Origin of the sequence: Leucobacter chromiireducens subsp. chromiireducens (assembly GCF_016758255.1) — a bacterium.
GTDB lineage: Bacteria > Actinomycetota > Actinomycetes > Actinomycetales > Microbacteriaceae > Leucobacter > Leucobacter chromiireducens.
The window spans coordinates 242,652-264,995 of record NZ_QYAD01000003.1 but is presented as its reverse complement, the minus strand read 5'-3'; the positions used below and the strand labels follow the sequence as shown (position 1 = coordinate 264,995).

The 22,344-nt window shown below is 67.4% G+C and carries 18 protein-coding genes; 12 read left to right on the top strand and 6 right to left on the bottom strand.

Features of this window, described 5'->3' with window-relative positions:
* Both D3226_RS09965 and D3226_RS09960 read left to right on the top strand, forming a co-directional pair.
* Nucleotides 1-525, top strand: a complete 525-nt coding sequence (locus tag D3226_RS09965) for a hypothetical protein (protein WP_202382391.1) — start codon at nucleotides 1-3, stop codon at nucleotides 523-525.
* Nucleotides 526-1,580: 1,055 nt separating this feature from the next.
* On the top strand, nucleotides 1,581-4,247 hold the full coding sequence (locus tag D3226_RS09960) for a MucBP domain-containing protein (RefSeq protein WP_202382390.1): 2,667 nt from the start codon (nucleotides 1,581-1,583) through the stop codon (nucleotides 4,245-4,247).
* A 96-nt stretch (nucleotides 4,248-4,343) separates the two neighbouring features.
* Here D3226_RS09960 and D3226_RS09955 read toward each other — a convergent pair whose 3' ends face one another.
* Entirely contained in the window at nucleotides 4,344-5,333 is a 990-nt protein-coding gene (locus tag D3226_RS09955) for an LLM class flavin-dependent oxidoreductase (protein ID WP_202382389.1), read from the bottom strand.
* Between the two features lie 101 nt (nucleotides 5,334-5,434).
* Entirely contained in the window at nucleotides 5,435-6,805 is a 1,371-nt protein-coding gene (locus tag D3226_RS09950) for an MFS transporter (protein ID WP_202382388.1), read from the bottom strand.
* Between the two features lie 130 nt (nucleotides 6,806-6,935).
* On the opposite strand from D3226_RS09950, the gene D3226_RS09945 reads away from it, so the two are divergent.
* The gene (locus D3226_RS09945) at nucleotides 6,936-8,204 is read left to right on the top strand and encodes a GNAT family N-acetyltransferase (protein WP_202382387.1); all 1,269 of its coding nucleotides are present in this window, start codon (nucleotides 6,936-6,938) and stop codon (nucleotides 8,202-8,204) included.
* 159 nt (nucleotides 8,205-8,363) lie between these two features.
* On the opposite strand, the gene D3226_RS09940 is transcribed toward D3226_RS09945, so the two are convergent.
* Entirely contained in the window at nucleotides 8,364-10,130 is a 1,767-nt protein-coding gene (locus D3226_RS09940; RefSeq protein WP_202382386.1) for an acetyl/propionyl/methylcrotonyl-CoA carboxylase subunit alpha, read from the bottom strand.
* A gap of 234 nt (nucleotides 10,131-10,364) precedes the next feature.
* Between D3226_RS09940 and D3226_RS09935 the strand changes: the two genes are divergently transcribed.
* From D3226_RS09935 to panB, 7 genes are all read left to right on the top strand, one after another.
* Nucleotides 10,365-10,991, top strand: coding sequence for a DUF937 domain-containing protein (locus D3226_RS09935; RefSeq protein WP_202382385.1), 627 nt, complete (start codon nucleotides 10,365-10,367; stop codon nucleotides 10,989-10,991).
* A gap of 56 nt (nucleotides 10,992-11,047) precedes the next feature.
* Nucleotides 11,048-11,530, top strand: a complete 483-nt coding sequence (locus D3226_RS09930) for a MaoC family dehydratase N-terminal domain-containing protein (protein ID WP_337248966.1) — start codon at nucleotides 11,048-11,050, stop codon at nucleotides 11,528-11,530.
* Nucleotides 11,527-11,955: a MaoC/PaaZ C-terminal domain-containing protein gene (locus tag D3226_RS09925; protein ID WP_202382384.1), complete on the top strand. Its 429-nt coding sequence runs from the start codon at nucleotides 11,527-11,529 to the stop codon at nucleotides 11,953-11,955. Before D3226_RS09930 ends, D3226_RS09925 begins: the two co-directional genes overlap by 4 nt.
* A 65-nt stretch (nucleotides 11,956-12,020) precedes the next feature.
* Complete coding sequence (locus tag D3226_RS09920; protein ID WP_202382606.1) at nucleotides 12,021-13,163, top strand: UDP-N-acetylmuramate dehydrogenase; 1,143 nt, start codon at nucleotides 12,021-12,023, stop codon at nucleotides 13,161-13,163.
* 8 nt (nucleotides 13,164-13,171) lie between these two features.
* On the top strand, nucleotides 13,172-13,918 hold the full coding sequence (locus tag D3226_RS09915) for a Rossmann-like and DUF2520 domain-containing protein (RefSeq protein WP_202382383.1): 747 nt from the start codon (nucleotides 13,172-13,174) through the stop codon (nucleotides 13,916-13,918).
* On the top strand, nucleotides 13,915-14,793 hold the full coding sequence (gene panC, locus D3226_RS09910) for a pantoate--beta-alanine ligase (protein WP_202382382.1): 879 nt from the start codon (nucleotides 13,915-13,917) through the stop codon (nucleotides 14,791-14,793). The genes D3226_RS09915 and panC overlap by 4 nt, the downstream gene beginning before the upstream one ends.
* A 4-nt stretch (nucleotides 14,794-14,797) precedes the next feature.
* The gene (gene panB, locus D3226_RS09905; protein WP_202382381.1) at nucleotides 14,798-15,649 is read left to right on the top strand and encodes a 3-methyl-2-oxobutanoate hydroxymethyltransferase; all 852 of its coding nucleotides are present in this window, start codon (nucleotides 14,798-14,800) and stop codon (nucleotides 15,647-15,649) included.
* 94 nt (nucleotides 15,650-15,743) lie between these two features.
* Here the strand turns inward: panB and D3226_RS09900 are convergent, their stop codons facing one another.
* Nucleotides 15,744-17,093: a PucR family transcriptional regulator gene (locus D3226_RS09900; RefSeq protein ID WP_202382380.1), complete on the bottom strand. Its 1,350-nt coding sequence runs from the start codon at nucleotides 17,091-17,093 to the stop codon at nucleotides 15,744-15,746.
* Nucleotides 17,094-17,222: 129 nt separating this feature from the next.
* Here D3226_RS09900 and speB point away from each other — a divergent pair, with 129 nt between their 5' ends.
* The gene (gene speB / locus D3226_RS09895; RefSeq protein WP_202382379.1) at nucleotides 17,223-18,188 is read left to right on the top strand and encodes an agmatinase; all 966 of its coding nucleotides are present in this window, start codon (nucleotides 17,223-17,225) and stop codon (nucleotides 18,186-18,188) included.
* 25 nt (nucleotides 18,189-18,213) lie between these two features.
* Entirely contained in the window at nucleotides 18,214-19,548 is a 1,335-nt protein-coding gene (locus D3226_RS09890) for an MFS transporter (RefSeq protein ID WP_202382378.1), read from the top strand.
* A gap of 58 nt (nucleotides 19,549-19,606) precedes the next feature.
* On the opposite strand, the gene D3226_RS09885 is transcribed toward D3226_RS09890, so the two are convergent.
* Both D3226_RS09885 and D3226_RS09880 read right to left on the bottom strand, forming a co-directional pair.
* Nucleotides 19,607-21,022: an O-acetylhomoserine aminocarboxypropyltransferase/cysteine synthase family protein gene (locus D3226_RS09885; protein ID WP_202382377.1), complete on the bottom strand. Its 1,416-nt coding sequence runs from the start codon at nucleotides 21,020-21,022 to the stop codon at nucleotides 19,607-19,609.
* The gene (locus D3226_RS09880) at nucleotides 21,019-22,305 is read right to left on the bottom strand and encodes a MalY/PatB family protein (protein ID WP_202382376.1); all 1,287 of its coding nucleotides are present in this window, start codon (nucleotides 22,303-22,305) and stop codon (nucleotides 21,019-21,021) included. Before D3226_RS09880 ends, D3226_RS09885 begins: the two co-directional genes overlap by 4 nt.
* Nucleotides 22,306-22,344: the final 39 nt, after the last annotated feature.

The window sequence follows — 22,344 nt, the reverse complement described above, 5'->3', positions numbered from 1 at the left end:
ATGGACACAACGACACAGTCTTCGCACCAACGCATCTCGCGGATGGCGTTTGTGCTTGTGCCCCGAGTCTTGGCGTTGCTCTGTGTGCTCGGCGCAGGCACGGCGATGATCAGTGGGTTCGCGCGTGGTGCCATCACCGGTCTTGCCTCAGGCCCGGTCCTCCTCGCGCTCATTTGCCTCGTCGCCGCTTTCGGGATTGGGATCCAGCCGCTCGGCTACACCATGGTGGTGCGTGACGACGGTGATGCGTTGCTCGTCGGCTGGCGCCAGAGGCGGATTCCGATCTCTGAGATCTCCGAGGTGCGTTTTGCTGCGCCAAAGGGTGGCACGGGCGGCACAGCGCACGCCACGGTTCGCTGGGGCGGGCGTGGCGGCGGTGAGTTCAGTTACGTCCCGCGTGACCTGCGTTCAGGGGTGCTGCGACCCACCGAGGAACCTCGATCTCTCGCCGATCTTCGGGAGCGTGCGGTGAGCGCAAAGTCAGTTTCCGGCCGCGTGACCGAGCCCAGGGGTGAGGAAGACTGAATCGGCCATCCAATGATTTTCATACGTGACGTGTCATGCTGCTCGTTCTGCGCACTTGACCGACTGCCGAAAGCACTCACCTCTGGGCCGCAACCACTCCACTCTGGTCGGAGCAGCACCTAGTCGCTAGAAAGGCCCGTGCGGGCGTCTTACTGTTGATGCTGAGAGCTACACGTCGTGCCAAGGAGACCCGTCCTCGGACTCAGTGGCTGATGAAAGGGAGAGACAAGACGGCAGTCCTGTCTTTTGTGGCTTCTCACTGCTGGTGGAGTCTTCGAATCGACGGAGTAGGCAAAACTGGCACGCTGTTGTGGTCAACCGAACCCCCATCCCCCATCCCCGGTTGGCCACAGCGGTGTGCCTTGTGAGTGCATCTCAGGGCTCGCCGCCTGTGGGTTGACTTTGAGTCCTGCCGGAGTTAGTTTGCCAGTGCAAGGCCTGACACCGAAGCCGCGCCGTGATCCCCAATTTCCCCCCGGCGTGATCTGCATATATGTAGGTGCCGGGCTGGGTCTCCACGGATTCCGTCGCGAAGCCGGGAGGCCCTGCACGTCCAAAACCGCTATGCGGCGGTGCGGGGTGGGTACGCGTTCCGGAGCTCGATGAGCTCTCGTTCGAAGTGTGCGCAGAGCGCCGTAGACTCGTACACGGAAGACGCGAAGACGCGGACCATGTCGCGCACTTCCGCGATGGCGCTGCACGCGGGGCATCCTCCGAGAGATTGCTCTTCTGAGCCGCATCCCTGTGGGTGACGGCAGAGTGCGCGGTAGGCGCAGATCAACAGTTCGGCAGCATGCTGCAGCGGCGCTGCGCTCCTCTGCGCCGGTGTCTCCTCAGCCACACGCCCTCCCACGCTGCCCCACCATCACAACAAGTTCCCCACATTCAAGTTCCCTCTCTCAGGACTGTCAAGGGTGCTTTTCGGAAAACACTTGACGAAGTCATATCTGAGCGGCGAGAGTTGGCCGAGATGGCCAGCCATCCGGTACGCCTGAGATGGCGGGGTCGCTGCGAGGGGTTCGGAGCGGAAATCGGGGCGAAATGACGGGGGCGCAGTGAAGCACACACGATGGAAGTCTGGACTTGCTGGGGGGCTTGGTGCTGCGGTGATCTTGGGGTCATTCGCCCTCGCACCGCCCGCGTTCGCGGCGGATATGACGGTACATTCAGCGGGGGAGCTGCAGACAGCGGTACAGGGTTTGAGCGCCGGACCTGCCACAGTCACCCTTGCGCCTGACTTTGCGCCGGTTGCGACCACGCTCACAACGGCGATCCCTGCGGGCGTGCAGCTCACGCTAGCGGGAGCAGACACCACCGTCACGATGGCGGATGGCGCCGCCGGGCGCCACATGAACTTCACGGGGGCAGCGGGAGTCACCGTTGCGGTCGAGGGACTCACCTTCCAAGGTCCGAACGACGCAGAGCCTGCGGGTGATCCAGGTGGTGTCACTGGTGGTGGGCTCGGCATCTCCAATGTGAGTGACGTGACGGTGACGAACGCCACCTTCGCGGGGATCGATGGTTCGAACGGCTTGGCCCTGAGCGGGGTGACTCGCCTCGACGTGAGCACGAGTAGCTTTCTCGGAAACAGAGCGGGATCAAGCGCAGCGATTGGTATGCCCAGCGGAGTCGTAGCGACAATCTCCCAGTCAACGTTTCACAAGAATTCCGGCACTGGTCTGGGCTACGCGGGCGGTGCACTTCGTCTGACCGGCAAGACGGACCTCACGGTCGAACGGTCGGTGTTCTCGGAGAACCTCTCAACCACACGCGGAGGTGCGATTGCCTTCCACCAGATGGACGGTGTGCTTACCGTTCGTGACAGCGTGTTCGACTCGAACACCGTGCCGATCGCAGCCAACAACAACAGCCTGAACGATGGCGGCGCCATCGCGGTGTCGGAACGACCAATCACCGGCCCCCAGACGGGCAAGACGGTCATCTCCGGTTCGACGTTCACGAACAACGTCGCGGGTGACGAAGGCGGCGCGCTGCTGCTCCAGTCAGGAAACGGTTCCTCCGCGCACATCGAGAACAGCACGTTCCTGGGGAACCGATCCCAGGGTCTCCAGACCAACTATGACGACACGAGTGGTGGCGGAGCGATCGAAGCGTTCGGTACGCCGCTCACGCTGCTCCACAACACGTTTGTCAACAACATCGCTGAGGCCGGAAACGTGCTGCTCGGGCTACAGCGCGGAGGCGCCGTCTCCGCCTACGGCGACACAAATTACCTCCCGACGCAGCCCATCGTGATGTCGCACAACCTGTTTGTTGGGAACGACGTGCTCGCCAAGAACGGGAGCTCGCCGGCGACAAACTCGTATCGTCAGGTCTCGGCGCGAGCGGGCATCGAGACGTTGCAGGGTACTGAAGCGCCGGACACTGTTGGGGAGCACCCCGAGCTCCCGGAACTGACGCAAGATGACCTTGAACTCGAGTATCCGCCCCGAGCCGCGAATCCTGCGGACGACGGCGAAGACTTCCTGGCGCTGAGCACAGAGACCAATATTGGCGTGGACAACGGCACGGCCATCGACCTGACCGTCATCAACCGTGAGGCCATCCTCGGAACGGACACGCCGACTGCCGGTGCGAACGGGAGCAGTGTTCAGGCCGGCGATCCGAACGGTGACTTCGCGCAGGTTCCCGGCACGATCATGATCCGCCCAGCTGACGATACGTACCTCGTGGGGCTCGCGGACAACGTTGGCGCGGCGGCTGCAGGAATCACCACCGATCAGCGCGGCTTTGACGTTGATGAGGATGCCGGGGCGCTGCAGCAGGCCTTCGTGCGCTTCGATCCGAACGGTGGCGATTGGCCTGACGAAACGGAAGCGGCCTTTGACCCAGCGCAGTGGAAGCAGCGCATCGTGCAGCGGGACGATGTGACGCGCGTTTGGCAGCTGGGCTCTGTCGGCACCGAGATCCCGCTCGAGGCGGCGCCGACGACCGTGCCCACGGGCAAGATCTTCGACGGATGGAACACGGAAGCCGATGGGAGTGGGGACGCATACGCCTCAGGCGATGTGACCATCCCTGCCGGAAACTTGCGCCTCTACGCGCAGTGGAAGGACGTACCGGTCCCAGATGGGACGGTGACGGTTCGCTACCTCGACGCGAAGGGCAACCCGCTGATCGAGGACGTGCCCCTCACTGGGCCCGTCGGTAGCGCGTACGAGACGGAGCAGAAGAGCTTTGACGGCTACGATTTCGTCCGTGTCGACGGTGCGCCGACGGGTGAGTACGCATCGGATCCGCAGACGGTCACGTACCACTACGCGAAGAAGGGGGCCCCGCCCGCTGAGACGGGAACTGTGGTTGCGAAGTACGTCACCGACACGGGCGTCGAGCTGCGTAGCCCGATCGTGCAGTCGGGAGCGGTGGGAAGCGCGTACGTCACCAAGCAACTCGCCTTCGACGGGTACGAATTTGTGAAGGTGGACGGCTCTCCGCAGGGCGTTGTTGCGAAGGACCCGACCGTGGTCACCTACACCTACCGCGCGACGGGCGGAGTGGACCCGAAGCCTCCGGTTGACCCGAAGGATCCGAAGCCTCCGGTGAGCCCGAAGCCGGGCGGCTCGCTCGCGGAGACGGGTTTCGGGCTTGGCTGGCCAATGATCGGCGCGGCCGGCGGCGCGCTGCTCATCGCGGGCGGGGTGCTCATCTACGGGCGACGCCGTGCGGCGGAGAGCGAATTTGGCGGCTCGCTGAGCGAATAGTCAGGCGCCGGCGGCGGGGATCTCAGCAGCAGCTTGGGATCCCCGCCGCGGCGTTTTCGCGCCGCGCGGCAGATGCGGCACGGCCCTGGAGGAACTCTACGCGGCGGTTGGCGCAGCGATGCGCACCGAGGCAAGCTGTTCGGCCCGTGTCGGGGCAGCGTGAACGGTGACGAGCTCGTCGACGTCGGCGAACTTCGCGAATTGCGCGAGCTCCTCGCGTACGCGTTCGGCGCCGCCCACCGCGGTGTACTGGAGCATCCCGCGGATCTCGCGCCCAGCGGGAGTATCGATGAGCTGTCCGGCCTCGTCGAGCGTGAGCGGAACCTCTCGGCCGCGCGACAGGAAGGTGCGGACCCGGTGCAGCTCGGTTCGGGCGAAGAGCGCCTCGGCTTCCGCGTCGCTCTCCGCCGCTACCACGTTGATGCCTGCGCTGACATACGGCTCGGGGTGAGCCGCGCTCGGCGTGTAGTTCGCGCGATAGTGCTGCACGGCGGTGGTGAGGAGCTGCGGCGCAAAGTGCGATGCGAAGGAGTAGGGGAGTCCGAGCTGGGCGGCGAGCTGGGCGCCGAAGAGCGACGAGCCAAGGATCGTGAGCGGCACGTTGGTTCCTCGGCCGGGGTACGCGTTGACCGCGGTGCGCGGCAGCTCGTCGGAGAGGTAGCGCTGCAGCTCGACCACATCCGCGGGGAAGCTCTCGGCCGCGGCGTGCGTGCGGCGGAGCGCGCGGAAGGTTGCCCCGTCGGTGCCGGGAGCGCGGCCGAGCCCGAGGTGAATGCGGCCGGGGTGCAGCTCGGCAAGCGTGCCGAACTGCTCCGCCACGACGAGCGGCGAATGGTTGGGCAGCATGACGCCACCCGCGCCGAGCCCGATGGTGCTCGTCTGCGCCGCGATGTGCGCGATGAGCACCGCGGTTGCGCTGGATGCGATGGACGGCATGTTGTGGTGCTCGGCGTACCAGATGCGCTCGTAGCCACTCGCCTCAGCAAGCCGTGCGACATCTGCGGAGTGCGCGAACGCGTCAGCAATGCTGCCGTCCGCCTCAACCGTTGCGAGATCCAGAATTGAAAGCAGCGGCGATGAAGTCATACCGAGTGCAACGTTTCGTGCGGTCGGGGTATTCCGGTGAAATGCCACGGCGACCGGTTCCTCACCGTGAGGAACCGGTCGCCGCCGCGTGCGCGGGTTCTCTACTTTCGGCCCGCCGGGGTCCAGGTCTTCCACTGACCGCTGCGCTCGAACTCGAGGTCGAGCGGAATGTTGCTGCGGTCGCGAAGCAGGATCGTTGCGAGCATGCCGAGGCTCGTCATGATCAGGAGGTACACGACGATTGCCCAGGTGCTGCCGAACGACTGGAGCAGCAGCTGCGCGATGGTGGGCGCAAACGCGCCACCGATCACGCCGCCGAGCGCGTAGCTGATCGAGATGCCCGAGTAGCGAATGGATGCGGGGAACGTCTCAGCGAACCACACCGCTGCCGGGCCGTAGGTGAGGCCCAGGCCCACCGCGAGCAGGCACGTGCCGAGGAGCACGCCGCCGACGCCGCCGTTGAACACGAACTGGAAGAGTGGGATCACGCCCGCGGCCTGCACCACCCAGCCGATCGTCATGATCGGCTTGCGGCCGAAGCGGTCGGAGAGCGGGCCGGAGAGGTACGTGAAGATAGCCCACACGATTGCTGCGGTCAGCACCGCGAGCTGCACCTGTACCGGGTCGTAGCCGAGGCCGCCGTCCGCCTCCGGGCGCGAGGCAAGGCCCTGCACGTAGCCGCCGGTGAGCATGTAGCCCACGGCGTTGTTGCCGGCGAAGAGCAGCGCGCTCAGAATGACGAGGGGAAAGTGCTGCTTGAAGATCTGCACGATCGGGGCAGACTCCTGCTGCTTCGACTCGGCGATCTCGGCGAAAACGGGCGACTCGTCGACGGTGCGACGGATGACAAAGCCCACGATGATAAGCACCACGGAGAACAGGAACGGCACACGCCAGCCCCACGCCTCAAACGCGTCGCCGGGTGCGATCACGCGCATGAGCGCGAGCACGGCGGATGCGAGCAGCATGCCGAAGGGCACGCCGAGCTGCGGGAAGATGCCGAACAGGCCGCGCTTGCCCTTCGGGGCGTGCTCAACGGACATGAGCACGGCGCCGCCCCACTCGCCGCCCGCGGAAAGGCCCTGCAGGATGCGGAAGAGGATGAGCAGGATGGGAGCCGCGATCCCAATCGACTGGTACGTGGGAAGCAGACCGATGCCCACCGTCGCGACGCCCATGAGCATCAGCGTGATGACGAGCATGGGCTGGCGGCCGAGGCGATCGCCGAAGTGGCCGGCGAGGAACGCGCCGAGCGGGCGGAAGAGGAACGAGAGGCCGATCGTCACGAGGGACAGGATCTGCATCATCCCCGGCCCGGCGGGCTCGAAGAACAGCTTCGCGAGCACGAGGTTCGCCGCGAACGCGTAGATGAAGAAGTCGTACCACTCGATGGTGGTGCCGATGATCGAAGCGGCGACGACTTTGCGTCGCTCCTTCGGGGTGCTCACGGGAGGTGCCGTGGTCTGTGCCATTATTTGACGCCCTTGTCCAACTATAGAAACTTCACTGTTGCTCAGAAGTGTACGGCACGCCGTTCCGCTTTTCGAACCGCGCCTGCTCAGACCCGTTCGAAAGTGCGTAGTTTCGGCAATACTGAGGAGTATGCGGCTTCCCCTAGGTACCCAGCTCGTCGAACTCACGACCCCTGACCGGCTCGAAGAAGTACTCCGGCTTGACGCGTGGGCGTTCCCCACCGATGTGGCGGTGAGCGACCTGCTTCCGCTCGCCACACCGATTCCGTGGGGGCGGACCTGGGCGGTCGAGACGGGCGATGGAGAGCTTGCAGCGATGTATGGCGCGTACTCGCTTGCGCAGTTCCCTGTGCCGGGCGCGCGCGTTGCGGGCGCCTGGCTCACCTGGGTAGGGGTGCATCCTGGCTGGCGTCGGCGCGGGATTCTCAGCGGCTTCATGCGGCATCACTTCGCGGACTGCCGCGCCCGCGGCGAGGCGATCTCCGGGCTCAACGCGGCCGAAGCTGCGATCTACGGGCGCTTCGGCTACGGGCAGGCGAGTGCGCAAGTGTCTCTCACGGTGCCGCGCGGCGCGCAGCTGCGCGAGGTGCCGGGGAGCGCTGAGCTGACGGTCGAATTGCGCGAGTGGGATCCGGATCGCGACGGGCCGGAGGTCGCGGCGCTGCACGCGGGCTACGCTGCGCAACCTGCGGGGGTCGGGCGGCCCGGTTGGGTGACCTGGGAGACCCCCGAGCTGCGTCGGTATGTCGATCAGGACGCGCCGGCGCTGCGTGGCGGGCTTGAGGCGCAGCGCCTGCTGATCGTGCGCGACGCGTCCGGGGAGGCGCGCGGCTACGCACGATTCCGGCGGAAGGGCGACTGGCAGCGCAACGTGCCCGACGGCACCGTTCAGCTGCGCGACTGCGTGGGGCTTGATGCGGCGGCAACGCACCGCCTGTGGTCCGTGCTGCTCGACCTCGACCTGATGGCACGGGTGAGCGCGGGGCCGATCCCGATCGATGATCCCGTGCTGAGCCTGCTCGTGAATGCGCGCGCGGCAGCGCCCACGACGGAAGACCTGCAGTGGGTGCGCATCATTGATGTGCAGCGCGCGCTTGCCGAGCGGCGCTACGCCGCGCCGATCGACGTGGTGCTCGACGTGACGGACGGGCACATTCCCGAAAACGCTGGGCGGTGGCGCGTCGTGGCGAATGCGTTCGAGCACGCCGAAGTGACCCGCACCGATGCTGCCGCGGAGCTGACGCTCGACATTCGCGAGCTCGGCGCGGCCCACCTGGGGTCCACCTCGCTCGCTGCGCTGGCGCAGGCGGGGCTGGTGGCCGGTGCGCCGGAGGTGGTTGCGCGTGCGGCTGCGGCGTGGGCGTGGCCGGTTGCGGCGGGCGCCAGCTGGGTGTTCTAGGCCGAGCGGACACGCGCCCCGCGCCCCAACGCTCGTCACACCCAGCGCCCAAAAGCGCGCAGGGCAGGTTTCCTGCACCGGGGTAGGTAAAACCCGGTGGAAACCTGCCCTGCGGCGGGGAAGCTGCCCTCCCGGTGGCCGGTGGCCGGTGGCCGGTGGCTACTCGGCGTCGACGATTGAGAGCAGCATGTGGCCGCTCGGCACCGTCTGCCCCACCGGGGCATCCACGCCGGTGACGACGCCCGAGCGGTGCGCGTAGATCGACTGCTCCATCTTCATCGCCTCGAGCACCACCACGAGATCGCCCTCGGCGACCGTCTGGCCCTCCTCGACCGCAATCTTCACGACGGTGGCCTGCATCGGAGCGGAGACGCCAGTGCCGGCCGCAGTGGCCACGCCCGCGCCCTTCGCACGCTTCGGGGCCGGGCCTCGCGTGACATCCTGATCCACGAGCGGCAGCAGCGTTGCAGGCATGGTCACCTCGACGCGGCGGCCCTCCACCTCGACGACCACGGTGTGGCGCTTCGGATCCTGCGCGATCGGGGGAACCTCGCCCTCCCACGGCTCGATGTCGTTCTCGAACTCGGTCTCGATCCACAGCGTGTACACGCCGAACTTGCCGTCCGGTGCGGTGAACGCCGGATCGCTGACGATCTTGCGGTGGAACGGCAGTACGGTCGGGAGTCCCTGCACCTCGAACTCAGCGAGCGCCCGGCGCGAACGCTCGAGCGCCTCCTCGCGGGTTGCGCCCGTGACGATGAGCTTGCCGAGCATCGAGTCGAACGCGCCAGAGACAACATCTCCCGAGGTGACGCCCGTGTCGACGCGAACGCCGGGACCCGAGGCGGGCTTGAACAGGGTGACCGGGCCGGGAGCGGGCAGGAAGCCGTTGCCCGGATCCTCGCCGTTCAGCCGGAACTCGAAGGAGTGGCCGTGCGGGGTGGGATCGTCGTAATCGATCTCGCCGCCCTCTGCGATGCGGAACTGCTCGCGAACGAGGTCGATGCCCGTGACCTCTTCGGACACCGGGTGCTCGACCTGGAGGCGGGTGTTCACCTCGAGGAACGACACCGTGCCATCCTTCGCGACGAGGAACTCGCAGGTGCCCGCACCCACGTAGCCGACCTCCTTGAGGATGGCCTTCGAGGAGGAGACGAGCTTCTCGTTCTGCTCGTCGGTGAGGAACGGCGCGGGCGCCTCCTCAACAAGTTTCTGGTGGCGGCGCTGCAGCGAGCAGTCGCGCGTCGACACGACCACCACGTTGCCGTGGCTGTCGGCGAGGCACTGCGTCTCGACGTGGCGCGGCTTCTCGAGGTACTTCTCGACGAAGCACTCGCCGCGACCGAACGCGGCAACGGCCTCGCGGGTGGCGGACTCGAAGAGCTCGGCGATCTCCTCGCGCTTGTACGCGACCTTCAGGCCCCGGCCGCCGCCGCCAAACGCCGCCTTGATCGCGATGGGCAGGCCCACCTCGTCGGCGAACGCAATGACCTCGTCGGCGTTCTGCACGGGATCGCTCGTGCCAGCGGCGAGCGGCGCGCCCACCTTTTCGGCAACGTGGCGCGCGGACACCTTGTCGCCCAGGCGCTCGATGGCGTCGGGGCTCGGGCCGATCCAGGTGAGGCCGGCTGCGATCACGGCGCGCGCGAAGTCAGCGTTCTCGGCGAGGAAGCCGTAGCCTGGGTGCACGGCGTCGGCGCCCGAGCGGCGAGCAACACCGAGGATCTTGTCGATCACCAGGTAGGTATCGGCACTCGTCGCACCGTTCAGCGCGTACGCCTCGTCGGCCAGCTGCGCGTGCATGGCGTCGCGATCCTGGTCTGCGTAGACGGCGACGGATGCGATGCCACTGTCAGCGGCGGCACGGATGATGCGGACGGCGATCTCGCCACGGTTGGCGATCAGCACTTTACGAATGCGGGACATAGGCTCCAGCCTATTGGAGTGGGCCCCCGCTTCCTTGGATATAAGGCACAAACCTTTCGGGGATCCGTTGCTGAAGCCGATAAGTGCCGCGTGTCGCGCGTCGGGAACGGCACTCCCACGGAGGCATTCGATTCTGGGGTATTCCACACGGCACGCACAGCCAGTACGCTGAAGGCGTGTGGGGGCGCGGCTGCGTCGCCGCACCCCTCCCACATCGAACAGACGGAGACACTCATGGCTCAGAACGCCGATCTCGAATCCCTGCTCAAGAACATCCCGCTCGGTGAACTGGCCGCCAAGTTTGGCGTCGACCAGGACACCATTGGTGCCGCAGTGCAGCAGGCACTTCCCGGCCTCATTGGTGGCATGGCGGTCAACGCCACCGACGCCGAGGGCGCAGCAAAGCTCGAGAGCGCGCTCGAGAAGCACCAGCCGACCGAGGGCACCGTTGACCTCGGTGCGATCGACACCGCCGATGGCGAGAAGATCGTCAAGCACGTGCTGGGTGATAAAAAGGACGAAGTTGCGCAGGCGCTCGGCCAGCAGGCCGGTGACAATGCGATCGCGAGCCTCGTGCCCCAGCTGCTCCCCTTGCTCGCGCCCCTCGTGATGCAGTTCCTCGCGGGCAAGGTGGGCGGCCAGCAGGGCACCGTCGCCGCATCGAACGACCAGGGCGGACTCGGCGGCGTGCTCGGCAACCTGCTCGGCGGCCTCGTCGGCGGTGGCCAGCAGCAGAACGCGCAGGCATCGGGCGGCGGCCTGGGTGATCTGCTCGGCGGTCTGCTCGGCGGTGGTCAGCAGCAGAGCTCGGGCGGCGGCCTGGGCGATCTCCTCGGCGGCCTGCTCGGCGGCAAGAAGTAAGTCGCCTCATCGGACACCACCCCGCCAAGCCGGACACGATTCGGTACACTGGCGGGGTGGTGAATCCTGAAATTCAAGGGCGGGTCTACCCGCCGACAGCGCCGTACCTCGTGGGCCGCGAGAAGATCCGCGAGTTCGCACGCGCCGTGCTGAGCGAGTCCCCGGTCCACTTCGACCCCGCGGCCGCTCGCGAAGCCGGGCACGCAGACATCGTCGCACCGCCCACCTTCCCCGTGGTGGTCCAGGAAGCGACGCTTGCGCAGCTGCTCGCCGACCCCGAAGCGGGAGTCGACTTCTCACGCGTGGTGCACGGCGACCAGCGCTTCACATACTCGCGCCCCGTCGTTGCGGGCGATGAGCTCACCGCCACCCTCACGATCGCGGCGGTCAAGCAGCTCGGCGGCCACTCAATGGTCACCGCCTCGAGCGCCATGACCGACGCCGCCGGCGAGCACGTCGTCACCGCGATCTCGACGCTCGTGGTGCGTGCGCCCGAGCCCGACGAAGCCGCAGCCGCGGGAGAGGGGACCGCCGCATGAGCGCCGCACCCGTGTTCGAGCAGCTCACCGTCGGCGACGTCGTCGCGGAGCGCGAGCTGACACTCACCCGCGACCGGCTGGTGCGCTACGCCGGCGCCTCGGGCGACTTCAACCCGATCCACTATCGCGACGACATCGCAGTGTCGGTGGGGCTGCCGGGCGTGCTCGCCCACGGCATGCTGACCATGGGCTCCGCTGGCGCGGTTGCCGCAGACTGGCTCGGCGCTGCCGGCTGGGTACAGGACTTCCAGTCACGCTTCACCCGCCCGGTTCCGGTCGACGCGGAGATCGGCGCAGCCGTGACGGTCACCGCGACCATCGGTGCGATCGACGCCGAGGCCCGCACCGCGCGCATTGACCTCAAGGTCGTATTCGACGGCGCAACCGTGCTGGGCAAAGCTCAGCTCGTGGCGGCATTCGCGTGACCGCTGCCGGCGAGCACCCGGTCGCCACGTTCGGCGATGGCACCCGCCTCGCCGAGCTCACCACCATGCGCGTGGGCGGGCCGGCCGAACGCCTGCTCACCGCGACGACTCGTGACGAGCTGATTGCGCACGCGCGCGAGCTCCGCCGCGAGGGCGAGCCGTGGCTGCTGCTCGGCGGCGGCTCGAACACCGTGGTGCACGACGACGGCTTCCCCGGCCCCGTGCTGCTCGTGCGCACGCGCGGCATCGCGGAAGTCCCCGATCCCGATCTGCCCGCATCGCAGCTGCGCATTCGCGTCGCCGCGGGCGAAGACTGGGATGGGCTCGTCGAGACCGCCGTGTCGCGCGGCTGGGCCGGCATTGAAGCGCTCTCGGGCATCCCGGGACTCGCGGGGGCCGCCCCCGTGCAGAACATCGGGGCGTACGGCCAGGAGCTTTCCGACGTACTGCACTCGATCGAGTTTCTCGATGCGGGATCGGCGACGCCTCGCACGCTGAGCGCCGCCGAGCTGGAGCTGGGGTACCGGGACTCCGTGATCAAGCAGGGGCTCGAGGGCGTCGTCCTGTCGATCGACCTGGTGCTCACGCGCGCCGGGGCGTCACGTGGCCGGCACGGTGCCGCGGCCAGCGACCCGGCGGACACCGCGGCCGCCGAGGCTCCCGTGCGCTACGGGCAGCTTGCCACGGCACTCGGGGTGGAGCTTGGCGCGCACGTGCCGATCCGCGTGCTGCGTGACTCCGTGCTGCGCCTGCGCGCCGCAAAGGGCATGGTGCTGAACGAGGCTGATCACGACTCCTGGAGCTCGGGATCCTTCTTCACGAACCCGATTGTCACGGAGCGCTTCGCGCGCACGCTGCCGGAGAACGCCCCGCGCTTCCCGGTCGGCGACGCCGAGCCCGAGGACACGGTGGTGAGCCTCGAAGACCTCGCGGCGGGAGCGTCGATCGCGCCGCAGCAGGCGGCACCCGAGCGCATGGTGAAGCTGTCCGCCGCGTGGCTGATCGAGCACGCCGGGGTGCCCAGGGGCTTCCGCCTGCCGGGTTCCGGCGCCGCGATCTCCTCGAAGCACACGCTCGCCATCACGAACCGCGGTGCGGCGACGGCCGCCGACGTTGCTGAGCTCGGGCGTTTCATCGTGCAGCGCGTGCAGCAGGAGTTCGGCATCATCCTGGTTCCCGAACCGAACCTGTACGGGCTCGAGCTGTAGCGAACCGCATGCGGATTCAGATCGTGGGGGCTGGCCGCATGGGCGCGGCACTGAGTGCTGCGCTCAGCGCCGATCCCGATCTGAGTGTGTCTGCCCCGCTGGGGCGGGGCGCGACTGGCGCAGGCGCGGATGTTGTGCTGCTCGCAGTGCCTGATTCGGCGATCGCGGATGCGGCGGCGGCGATCTTGCCCGGCCCGATTGTTGCGCACCTCTCCGGGATCACCGGGCTCGATGTGCTCGCCCCGCACGAGGGTTTGAGCCTGCACCCGCTGCTCAGCGTGACCGGGCCGGAAACCGTGTTCGCCGGTGCGCACGCGGCGCTTGACGGCACGAGTGAGCGGGCACGGGATCATGCCGCGCGCCTCGCGAAGGCCCTGGGACTGCGCACGTTTCGCGTGGCCGATGCGGATCGCGCCGCCTATCACGCCGCCGCGTCCCTTGCCGCGAACGCGCTCGTGGCGCTCGAGTGGACCGCGGAACGACTCGCGGCGACCGCCGGCCTCCCGCGCGAGGCACTGGCGCCGCTTGCGCGCGTGGCGCTTGAGAACTGGGCGCGACACGGCGCTGCTGACGCGCTGACCGGGCCAATCGCCCGCGGCGACGAGGCGACGGTCGCCCGGCAGCGTGCCGCGGTCGCGGAGCGGCTGCCCAAAGAACTCGCGCTGTTTGACGCACTTGCGGAGACCACGCGTGCCCTTGCGGGGCGGCGCGACAGCGCTGATCCCGCACCGAAGCCCACCGAGGAGACCCGATGAGGATCGTCCGCACCATTCCCGAGCTCCGGGCCGAACTCGACGCGCGCGCTGCGGCGGGTGAGCGCCGCGTGGGATTCGTGCCCACGATGGGCGCGCTGCACGAGGGGCACCTGTCGCTCGTGCGAGCGGCCCGCGCCGAAAACGACGTGGTGGTGCTGTCCATCTTTGTGAACCCCACGCAGTTCACCGAGGCGGCCGATCTCGACGGGTACCCGCGGCAGGAGGGCGCCGACGCGGCACTTGCCGAGGGGGCGGGTGTCGACCTGATCTTTGCGCCCGAGGCGGCTGAGCTGTACCCGGCCGGGTTCGCCACGACCGTGCACCTCTCGGGTCCGCTCACGGAAACGCTCGAGGGGGCGAAGCGGGGCGCCGCGCACTTCGACGGTGTGGCAACCGTGGTGTCGAAACTGCTGCTCGCCGTGCGCGCGGACGCAGCGTACTTCGGTCAGAAGGATGCACAGCAGCTGCTGGTTGTGCGACGCATGGTGACCGACCTGGGTATCCCCACGCGCATCGTCGCCTGCCCCACCTCACGCGACGAGGATGGGCTCGCCCGCTCGAGTCGCAACGTACGGCTCTCGGAAGCGGAGCGGGATCAGGCGCGTGCGATCCCGCGCGCGCTCGCGGCGGTCGAAGCTGCTGTGGCCACCGGGGAGCGCCGGGTGGCGGTGCTTGCGCGTGACGCCGATGCGATGCTTGAGGCGGCCGGTATCCGCCCGGAGTACCTCGCGTTTGTGACCCCGGACGATCTCACCCCCGTGCGCGAGGTGGCCGGGCCCGTGCTCTGCGCCATCGCGGCGCGCGTGGGGGACGTGCGCCTCATCGACAACGTGGAGCTTGCGCCTTCCGGGCCGGCTCCGGACACGAAGGAGTGACGACATGACCAAGATCACGATTCCCCGCCTGCAGCAGATGCGCGCAGCGGGCGAGCCCATCGTCATGGTGACCGCGTACGACTACCCGGGCGCGCGCGCCGCCGAGCGGGCCGGCGTCGACATGGTGCTCGTTGGCGATTCGGGCGCGCAGGTGGTGCTCGGCCACGACTCGACCGTCGCGATCACCACCGATGAGCTGCTCGTGCTCGCGGGAGCGGTGCGCCGCGGCACGGACACTGCGTTTGTGGTGTGCGACGTCGCGTTCGGCACGACCGAGCTGTCGGATGAGCAGGCGGTGGCGACCGCGATCCGCTTCGTGAAGGAGGCTGGCGCCGACGCCGTGAAGCTGGAGGGCGGCAGCCCCGAACGGCTGAGCAGGATTCGCGCGATCGTTGCGGCCGGCATCCCCGTGGTGGGGCACATCGGTCTGACGCCGCAGACCGCGACGGCGCTCGGCGGGCTGCGCGCGCAGGGTCGCACGACGGAGAGCGCTGCGCGACTCGTGCGCGAGGCGATCGGCGTGGCCGCGGCGGGCGCGTGTTGCCTGGTCGTGGAGGCGGTGCCGTCCGAGATCACGGAGGTGCTGCGGGAGGCCGTGTCGATTCCACTGATCGGCATTGGAGCCGGCCCCGCTGATGGCCAGGTGCTCGTGCTGCACGACCTGCTGGGCGTCACCGAGGGGCACACCGCGAAGTTCGTGAAGTCGTACGGCACGATCGGTGCGGACACGACGGCTGCGATCGCGGCGTATGCGGCAGAGGTGCGGGGTGCGGTGTTCCCGGGGCCCGAGCACGGCTACGCCGCCACCCCGGAGGCCGTGGCGGCGGCACGGGAGGCGCTCGCCCAAACGGCGTAGTCCGGCGCCGGCCCACCGGCCCTGCCATCCCCGCCCAGGCCCTCTTGCCCGTGCTCCGGCTGGCCCACCCCTCCGCGCAGGGGTGTGTGCAACCCTAGAGCGGTCGAGTCAGCCGGTGAGCGATCAGCCGACGACGATCGTATGCCCAGAGTGCGATCCTGAGGTCAGCGAGCCCAGCAAATGTGAGTGGATCCCGCAGCGTCAGGTCTCTCACCCGCGTGAGCCTGTGGCGAACCGTGTTGACGTGAACGAAGAGCTGATTCGCGGTCTCCTGGATGCGGCGATCGTTCGCGATGAACACCTCGAGTGTCTTCACGAGGTCTCCTTTCTGCTCGCCATCGCTATCAATCAGCGGTGCAATGAGCGCCTCAATAAAAGGCGCGAGTGCGTCGGCTGGTTGCTGCTCGAGCAAAGCATCGAGTGACACGAGATCGAGGGGGCCTGCAACGCTTCCTCGATTCCGTGAGAGCGTGAAGGCTGACTTGGCTTCGTTCACGCCACGTCGCAGATTCGGGAGGTCAATTGTCGCGCTGAATCCGCAGACGAGTCCGAGCGCGTGCAGAGCCTCACGTTCGAGTGGAGCAGACAACATCACCACGGAGTGCTCAAATGCTCCCACGAGCACACTGTCCCATCGAGACTCCAATGTGCTCGCGCTGCCCGCTGGCCACAATGAGACTTGGAGTGCAGTTTCGGAAAGGCCACGTGCAGTCAGTTCAGGTGCGAGTGCTGCGGGATGCGCAAGGCCACGGGAAACAAGTTCGATGAGCTGCCCCAGCCGTGCGTGCTGCTCAGCGCGTCCCCGAGTTCGTTCCAGCTGGGCAAGATCGAGGAGTGCAGCAAACTGTTGGAGAAACTCAGCCGAGGGTGGGAGGCCGGGCCCGTCCCATTGCACCTCAGGGGAGCCCAGTGTTGGCTCGGGGCTCTGCAGCGTTCCACCGAGGGCATTGCCCGCACTCGCGAGCATTTGCTGCGCCGAGGCTCCCTCTCTCGCAAGTGAGGTGAGTGCGGTGAGTGCCGCGACCTCGCGCTTTCGAGCTTCGTCTTCAATCTGGCCGCGTCGCCGTGAGATGGCCTCGTCGACCGCGCGGAATGGCACATCGTGCGGAATCGCGAGCAACGGGAGTCCGTGCTCCTCGCACGCAGCGATCAGCGAAGGTGGCGTGGACAAGTGCACTTCGCCGAGCCCGAGCACCACCCCAGCAACCTTGCTTGCTGCGAGAGCGCCCACGAACTCCCCGGCGGCCCCTGGGTGAACCAGGGCACTTCCGAGGGTGCAGATGAGTTCATTTGCGCGGAGGTGGGGTCGGGGGTCGGCGCGTTCCGTGGTGTGCACCCACGTGACCGGGGAGGTGGCGTCCTTGCCTGCGAGCGTGATGATCGTGATGGGAAGCAGCTCATCGCGTGCGATGTCAGCAATTGTCACGTCAGGGATCTCGTGCATGCATCGATTGTATGTTCATCTAAGTGAATCGTGGCAAGGTGGTGACATCTCTGAGTTTTCGCGAATTTCCTTTGTTGGCTTCCATAATTGGTGGCTCGGGTGCCAGTACATTCAGAGAGGAATATTCACATGGACCACTCCATTCCCGTCCCGCCGATCGACGGACAGGTGTCGCCGCGATATGCAGGGTTCACCACTTTCGCGCGGCTTCCGCGCGTGGACGATGTCCCCACACATGATGTGGCTGTCGTTGGTGTTCCCTTCGACTCGGGGGTGACTTTTCGTCCGGGGGCCCGGTTCGGCCCAGGGGCGATCCGTGAGGCATCTCGTCTCCTGAAGCCATACAACCCAGCGCTCGACGTTGCGCCGTTCACCCATGCGCAGGTTGTTGACGCAGGCGATATTGACTGCAATCCGTTTAGCATTCCGACAGCACTCGCCGAGATTGAAGCCGGTATCTCAGAACTCGCGGCTGGGCAACGGCCCGTTGTGGTGCTGGGTGGCGACCACACGATTGCACTCGCCTCACTGCGAGCGCTGCACCGCGAGCACGGCCCGATGGCGCTCGTGCACTTCGATGCGCACCTTGACACGTGGGGGCCGTACTTTGATACCCCAATCACCCACGGCACCCCCTTCCGGGTGGCGATCGAGGAGGGGCTGCTCATCAAAGAGCGGTCGGCGCACGTTGGGATCCGCGGGTCGCTCTACAGCGCCGACGATCTGCGCGATGACGAGGAGCTCGGCTTCACCATTGTGCATGCGCGAGAATTCCAGACCACTCCATTTCTCGAGATCCTCGACCGGGTGAGAGCTCGCGTCGGAGACGCCCCGCTCTACGTCTCGATCGACATTGATGTCCTCGATCCCGCACATGCGCCGGGGACCGGTACGCCTGAGGCGGGTGGCTTGACGAGCAGAGAGCTCCTTGAGCTCTTGCGTGGGCTGAGAGACGCGAACCTCGTTGGCGCAGATGTTGTGGAAGTCGCCCCGGCGTACGACCACGCGAGCGTCACCGCAGTTGCGGCAGCGAACTGCGCATATGAACTCGTGTCGATGATGGGCGGCCGCATCGGCGCCGCTCGCACGCAGTAAAACACTAGGAAACGGAGCACTGACAATGACGTCATCTGGAACGGCCTCGGCTGAGGCTGCCCCCGCCGAATTTCGGCGCACTCCGAAGCGTGCGGCGGCTGCCGCGCTCGTTGGAACCTCGATCGAGTGGTACGACTTCTTTATCTATGCAACGGCCGCCGCTCTTGTGTTTCGTGAGGTGTTTTTCGACCCTTCACTTCCGCCCGTCGTGGGCTTTGTGGTTGCATTCGGGACCACTTCGTTCGGGTACCTCGGCCGCCCAGTTGGGGCACTGTTGTTTGGAAGCCTGGGCGACAAGATCGGGCGCAAGCGCACCCTGGTTGTCACCTTGCTGCTGATGGGCGCTGCGACCTTCTGCATGGGCTTGCTTCCCACCTACGCATCAGTCGGAGCGCTCGCACCGGTGCTTCTGGTGACGCTTCGGTTCCTGCAGGGCGTCGCTGTCGGTGGTGAGTGGGGCGGGGCGGCAATGCTCTCTGTTGAGCATGCGCCAGAGGGGCGTCGCACTTTCTTGGGCTCCTTCACGCAAATGGGCTCGTCTGTGGGCGCACTGTTCTCCTCGCTGATCTTCCTGATCGCAGAACGCATGGGTGGGTTGCTTGAGGGGTGGTGGCGCCTCCCCTTCCTGTTCTCCGCAGTATTGGTGATCGTCGCGCTCATCGTGCGCTCCACGGTCCAGGAGTCGCCGGAGTTCCAAGTGGCCAAGCAGACGGGACAGATCTCTCTGACACCCGTGAAAGACGTCTTCACCAAACATCGAAAGCTCGTGCTGCTCGGTGCGGGGGTGATGCTCGTCGCGACGGGTGGCTACTACGTCACTTCATCATTCTTCCTGGCCTATGGTGCGGACGAGGCTGGAGTGAGCACGGAGCTCTTGCTCAATGCGCTGACCATTGGTGCGATCGCTGAGGTGCTGTTGATGCCAGTGGCCGGTTGGCTCGGTGACAAGATCTCACCACAATTTGTCGCGACGATTGGATTGGTCGGGATCGCGGTGATCGCCTATCCGCTCTTCCTGTCGACCCACAGCGGCTCTCCAGTGCTCATCATTGGCATGTGCGTGATTGTTGCGGCGTGCACGGCTTTTAACTACGGGCCGATGCCGCACATTCTGTACCGGCTCTTCCCGATTCAAGTTCGCTACACCGGTGTCTCCCTGAGCTATCAGGCGGCCGCGTTGACCTCAGGCGCGCTGACGCCGATCGTCGTGCCGCTGTTGCTCGCCGCCGGTGGCGGAAATCCGGGCCTCGTGGTTGCGTACACCGCAGTGCTCTGTCTCGCGGCGGTGGCGTGTGTGAGGCTGACCCGTCGTGTCCCAGAAGTCAGAACGGAGTCGAGCGCGGCCCAGGCCGCAGCGTAGGTATCCCGCGGGAGGGCGGGGCGTGCGGAAGCGCGCAATGCCCTCCCGCGTCGGTCGACTACCCGCGCAGGGAGTTCAGGCGGTCGAGGCCGCCGCGCAGATCGCGCTTCAGATCGGCCACCGATTCGAGCCCGACGGAGAGACGGAGCAGGCCTGGGGTGATCCCGAGCCGCTCGTTCAGCTCGGGCGCAAACGTCGCGTGCGTTGAGCTCAGCGGATGGATGATCATCGAGCGTGTATCGCCGATACCGGTCATCCGGGAGAACACACGCAGCCCATCGACGAACGCGCGTGCACCTGCGAGCCCGTCTCGCACCGTCACGCCAAACACCGAGCCCGTGCGGCCGGCGTAGTCCCGCTGCGCAAGATCGTGCAGCGGATTCGACGGCAGGCCCGCGTAGTCGACCGACTCAACCTCGGGCTGCGCTTCCAACCACGCCGCGATCTCGAGCGACGAATCGACGTGCCGCGCCATGCGCAGCGACAGCGTCTCCATTCCCTGGTGCAGCAGGAAACCGGTGAACGGTGAGAGCGCGGGCCCGATATCGTTCACGACGGCCTCGCGCACCGCGCGCGCGTAGGCGCGGTCGCCGAAGCGATCGAAGAGGGACGCCAGGCCGGCGCGCGGCGCAGCGGTGACGAGCGGAAACGAGCGGCCGGCGCGCTCCGCGGCCTCCCAGTCGAAGGTGCCGCCGTCAACGATCGCGCCGCCCACCGCGGCCCCGTGCCCGGTGAGGAACTTCGTTGTGGAGTGCACAACGATGTTGGCGCCGTGCTCGAACGGCCGGATGAGCGCGGGCGTGCCCACCGTGTTGTCGACCACGAGCGGCAAGTTGTGGCGTGCAGCAACTGCGGCGATGCGGCGCAGGTCGGTCACGTCGTTGCGGGGATTGGGGATCGTCTCGGTGTAGATCGCCTTCGTGTTCGGGCGGATGGCCCGATCCCACTCGGCGTCATCTGCGGCATCCCACACGTAGTCGACCTCGATGCCGAAGCGCTTGAAGCTGCGCCCGAACAGGATCCGGGTGCCGCCGTAGATCGAGGCGGTCGAAACGATGTGATCGCCGGCCTGCGCGATGGCGAAGAGTGCGGAGGAGATGGCCGCCTGCCCGCTTGACACGGCCACCGCGGCGGTGCCGCCCTCGAGCGAGGCGAGACGATCCTCGGCCACCGCGTTCGTGGGGTTGCCCTGCCGGGAGTAAATGGGCGCGGGCTCACCGGGACCATCGAACAGCTCGGGATCGGGGTCAGTGCCGCGCGTCAGCCCGATCCCGCCCCGCCACAGCTCGCGTCCGGCAAAGCGGTCCACCTGATCGTCGAAGCTGTCGAACACGTAGCCGGCGGAGAGCGCGATGGGCGGCACCCGCAGCCCCGAGTTGCGATCCGGGTAGGCCCCGGCGTGCACCTGCCGGGTATCGAAATCGAAGCCGTCCCAATCGGTGATGGGAGTGGCCGCCTCGTGCGTTGTGCTCATGCCGATGCCTCCGTCGTGGGGAACAGTGTCGCGATGCGCGCGATGGCTTCGCGAATGGTGTCTGGCGCGCACGCAAGGTTGAGGCGCACGTGCCCGGCCCCGCCCGCGCCGAAGAAGGCACCGTTGTTGAGCGCGACGCGGGCATCGCCCAGGATGCGCACATAGGGGTCGGCACCAATCCCTGTTTCGCGGAAGTCGAGCCAGGCGAGGTAGCCGGCCCGGCCGGGGGTGAGGCGCACGCCGGGCAACTGCTCGGCCACGAGCTCGGCGAGCAGCGCCTGGTTCGCTTCGACCTGTGCGATCGTGCGGGCGAGCCAGTCGCGGCCGGAGGTGAATGCGGCAACCCCGGCGTGCAGCCCGAGAATGCTCGCGCGCGTGACAGTTTCGGGTGGCAGGAGCTGCAGCGCCTCCTCGGCGCGCGCGTCCGCAGCGACGATGACCGAGCACTTCGCCCCCGCGAGGTTCCACCCCTTGCTCGCAGACGTCGCGGTCACCGAGAGGGCGCCAGCGGCCGCGGCGAGCGGGGCGAACGGAACGAAGATCTCGCCCGAGTGTGTGAGCGGGGCGTGAATTTCATCGGACACGACGAACACATCGTGCGCGGCGGCGAGACGCGCGAGCTCGGCGAGCTCCTCTTCCCGATGCACGAGCCCGTGCGGGTTGTGCGGGTTGCACAGCAGGAAGGCATCGGCGCCCGCCACGAACTCTCGCTCGATCGCGGAGAGATCGAGTCGTAGCTCGGGGCTTTCATGCGCTGGCCGAGCGTGGGCGTCTGCTGCGCCGTGCTCGACGAGCGGCACCTCGACGATCTCGTAGGGGAGTTCCTCGAGCATCTCGAAGAAGCCGGGGTACACGGGCGTGGGGACCACGATCCGCCCGCTCGGGGACGCCCCACCCGCTGCGGCAGCCCTGCGGCGCAGTTCGCCCTCGACGCGCAGCGACTCGACCACGCCGGTCGCCACATCCGTGGCGAGGAACACGCGCGAGAGCGGGATCTCCCAGCCCCACGCGTGCGCGGCGTAGTCCGCGAACGCGGGCGCGAGCGGTCCCGGGCCGTCGAGGTAGCCGGTGTCCGAGGCGGTGACTCGTGCGATGAGCGCTTCGCGGATCTCGGGCGCCAGCGCGAAGTCCATCTCCGCGACGAAGAGCGGCAACACATTCTCGGGGAAGCGCGTCCACTTGATGCTGGTGCGTTCGGTGCGCAGCCGCGCGGGCGTCAGCTCGGTGAAGGGCACGCCCGAGGGGTCCACGCTGGGGGAGCGGAAACAGTCGGCATCGGTCATGCGCCCATGCTCCCCTGCGCGGGCGTGGAGCGCGAGCCC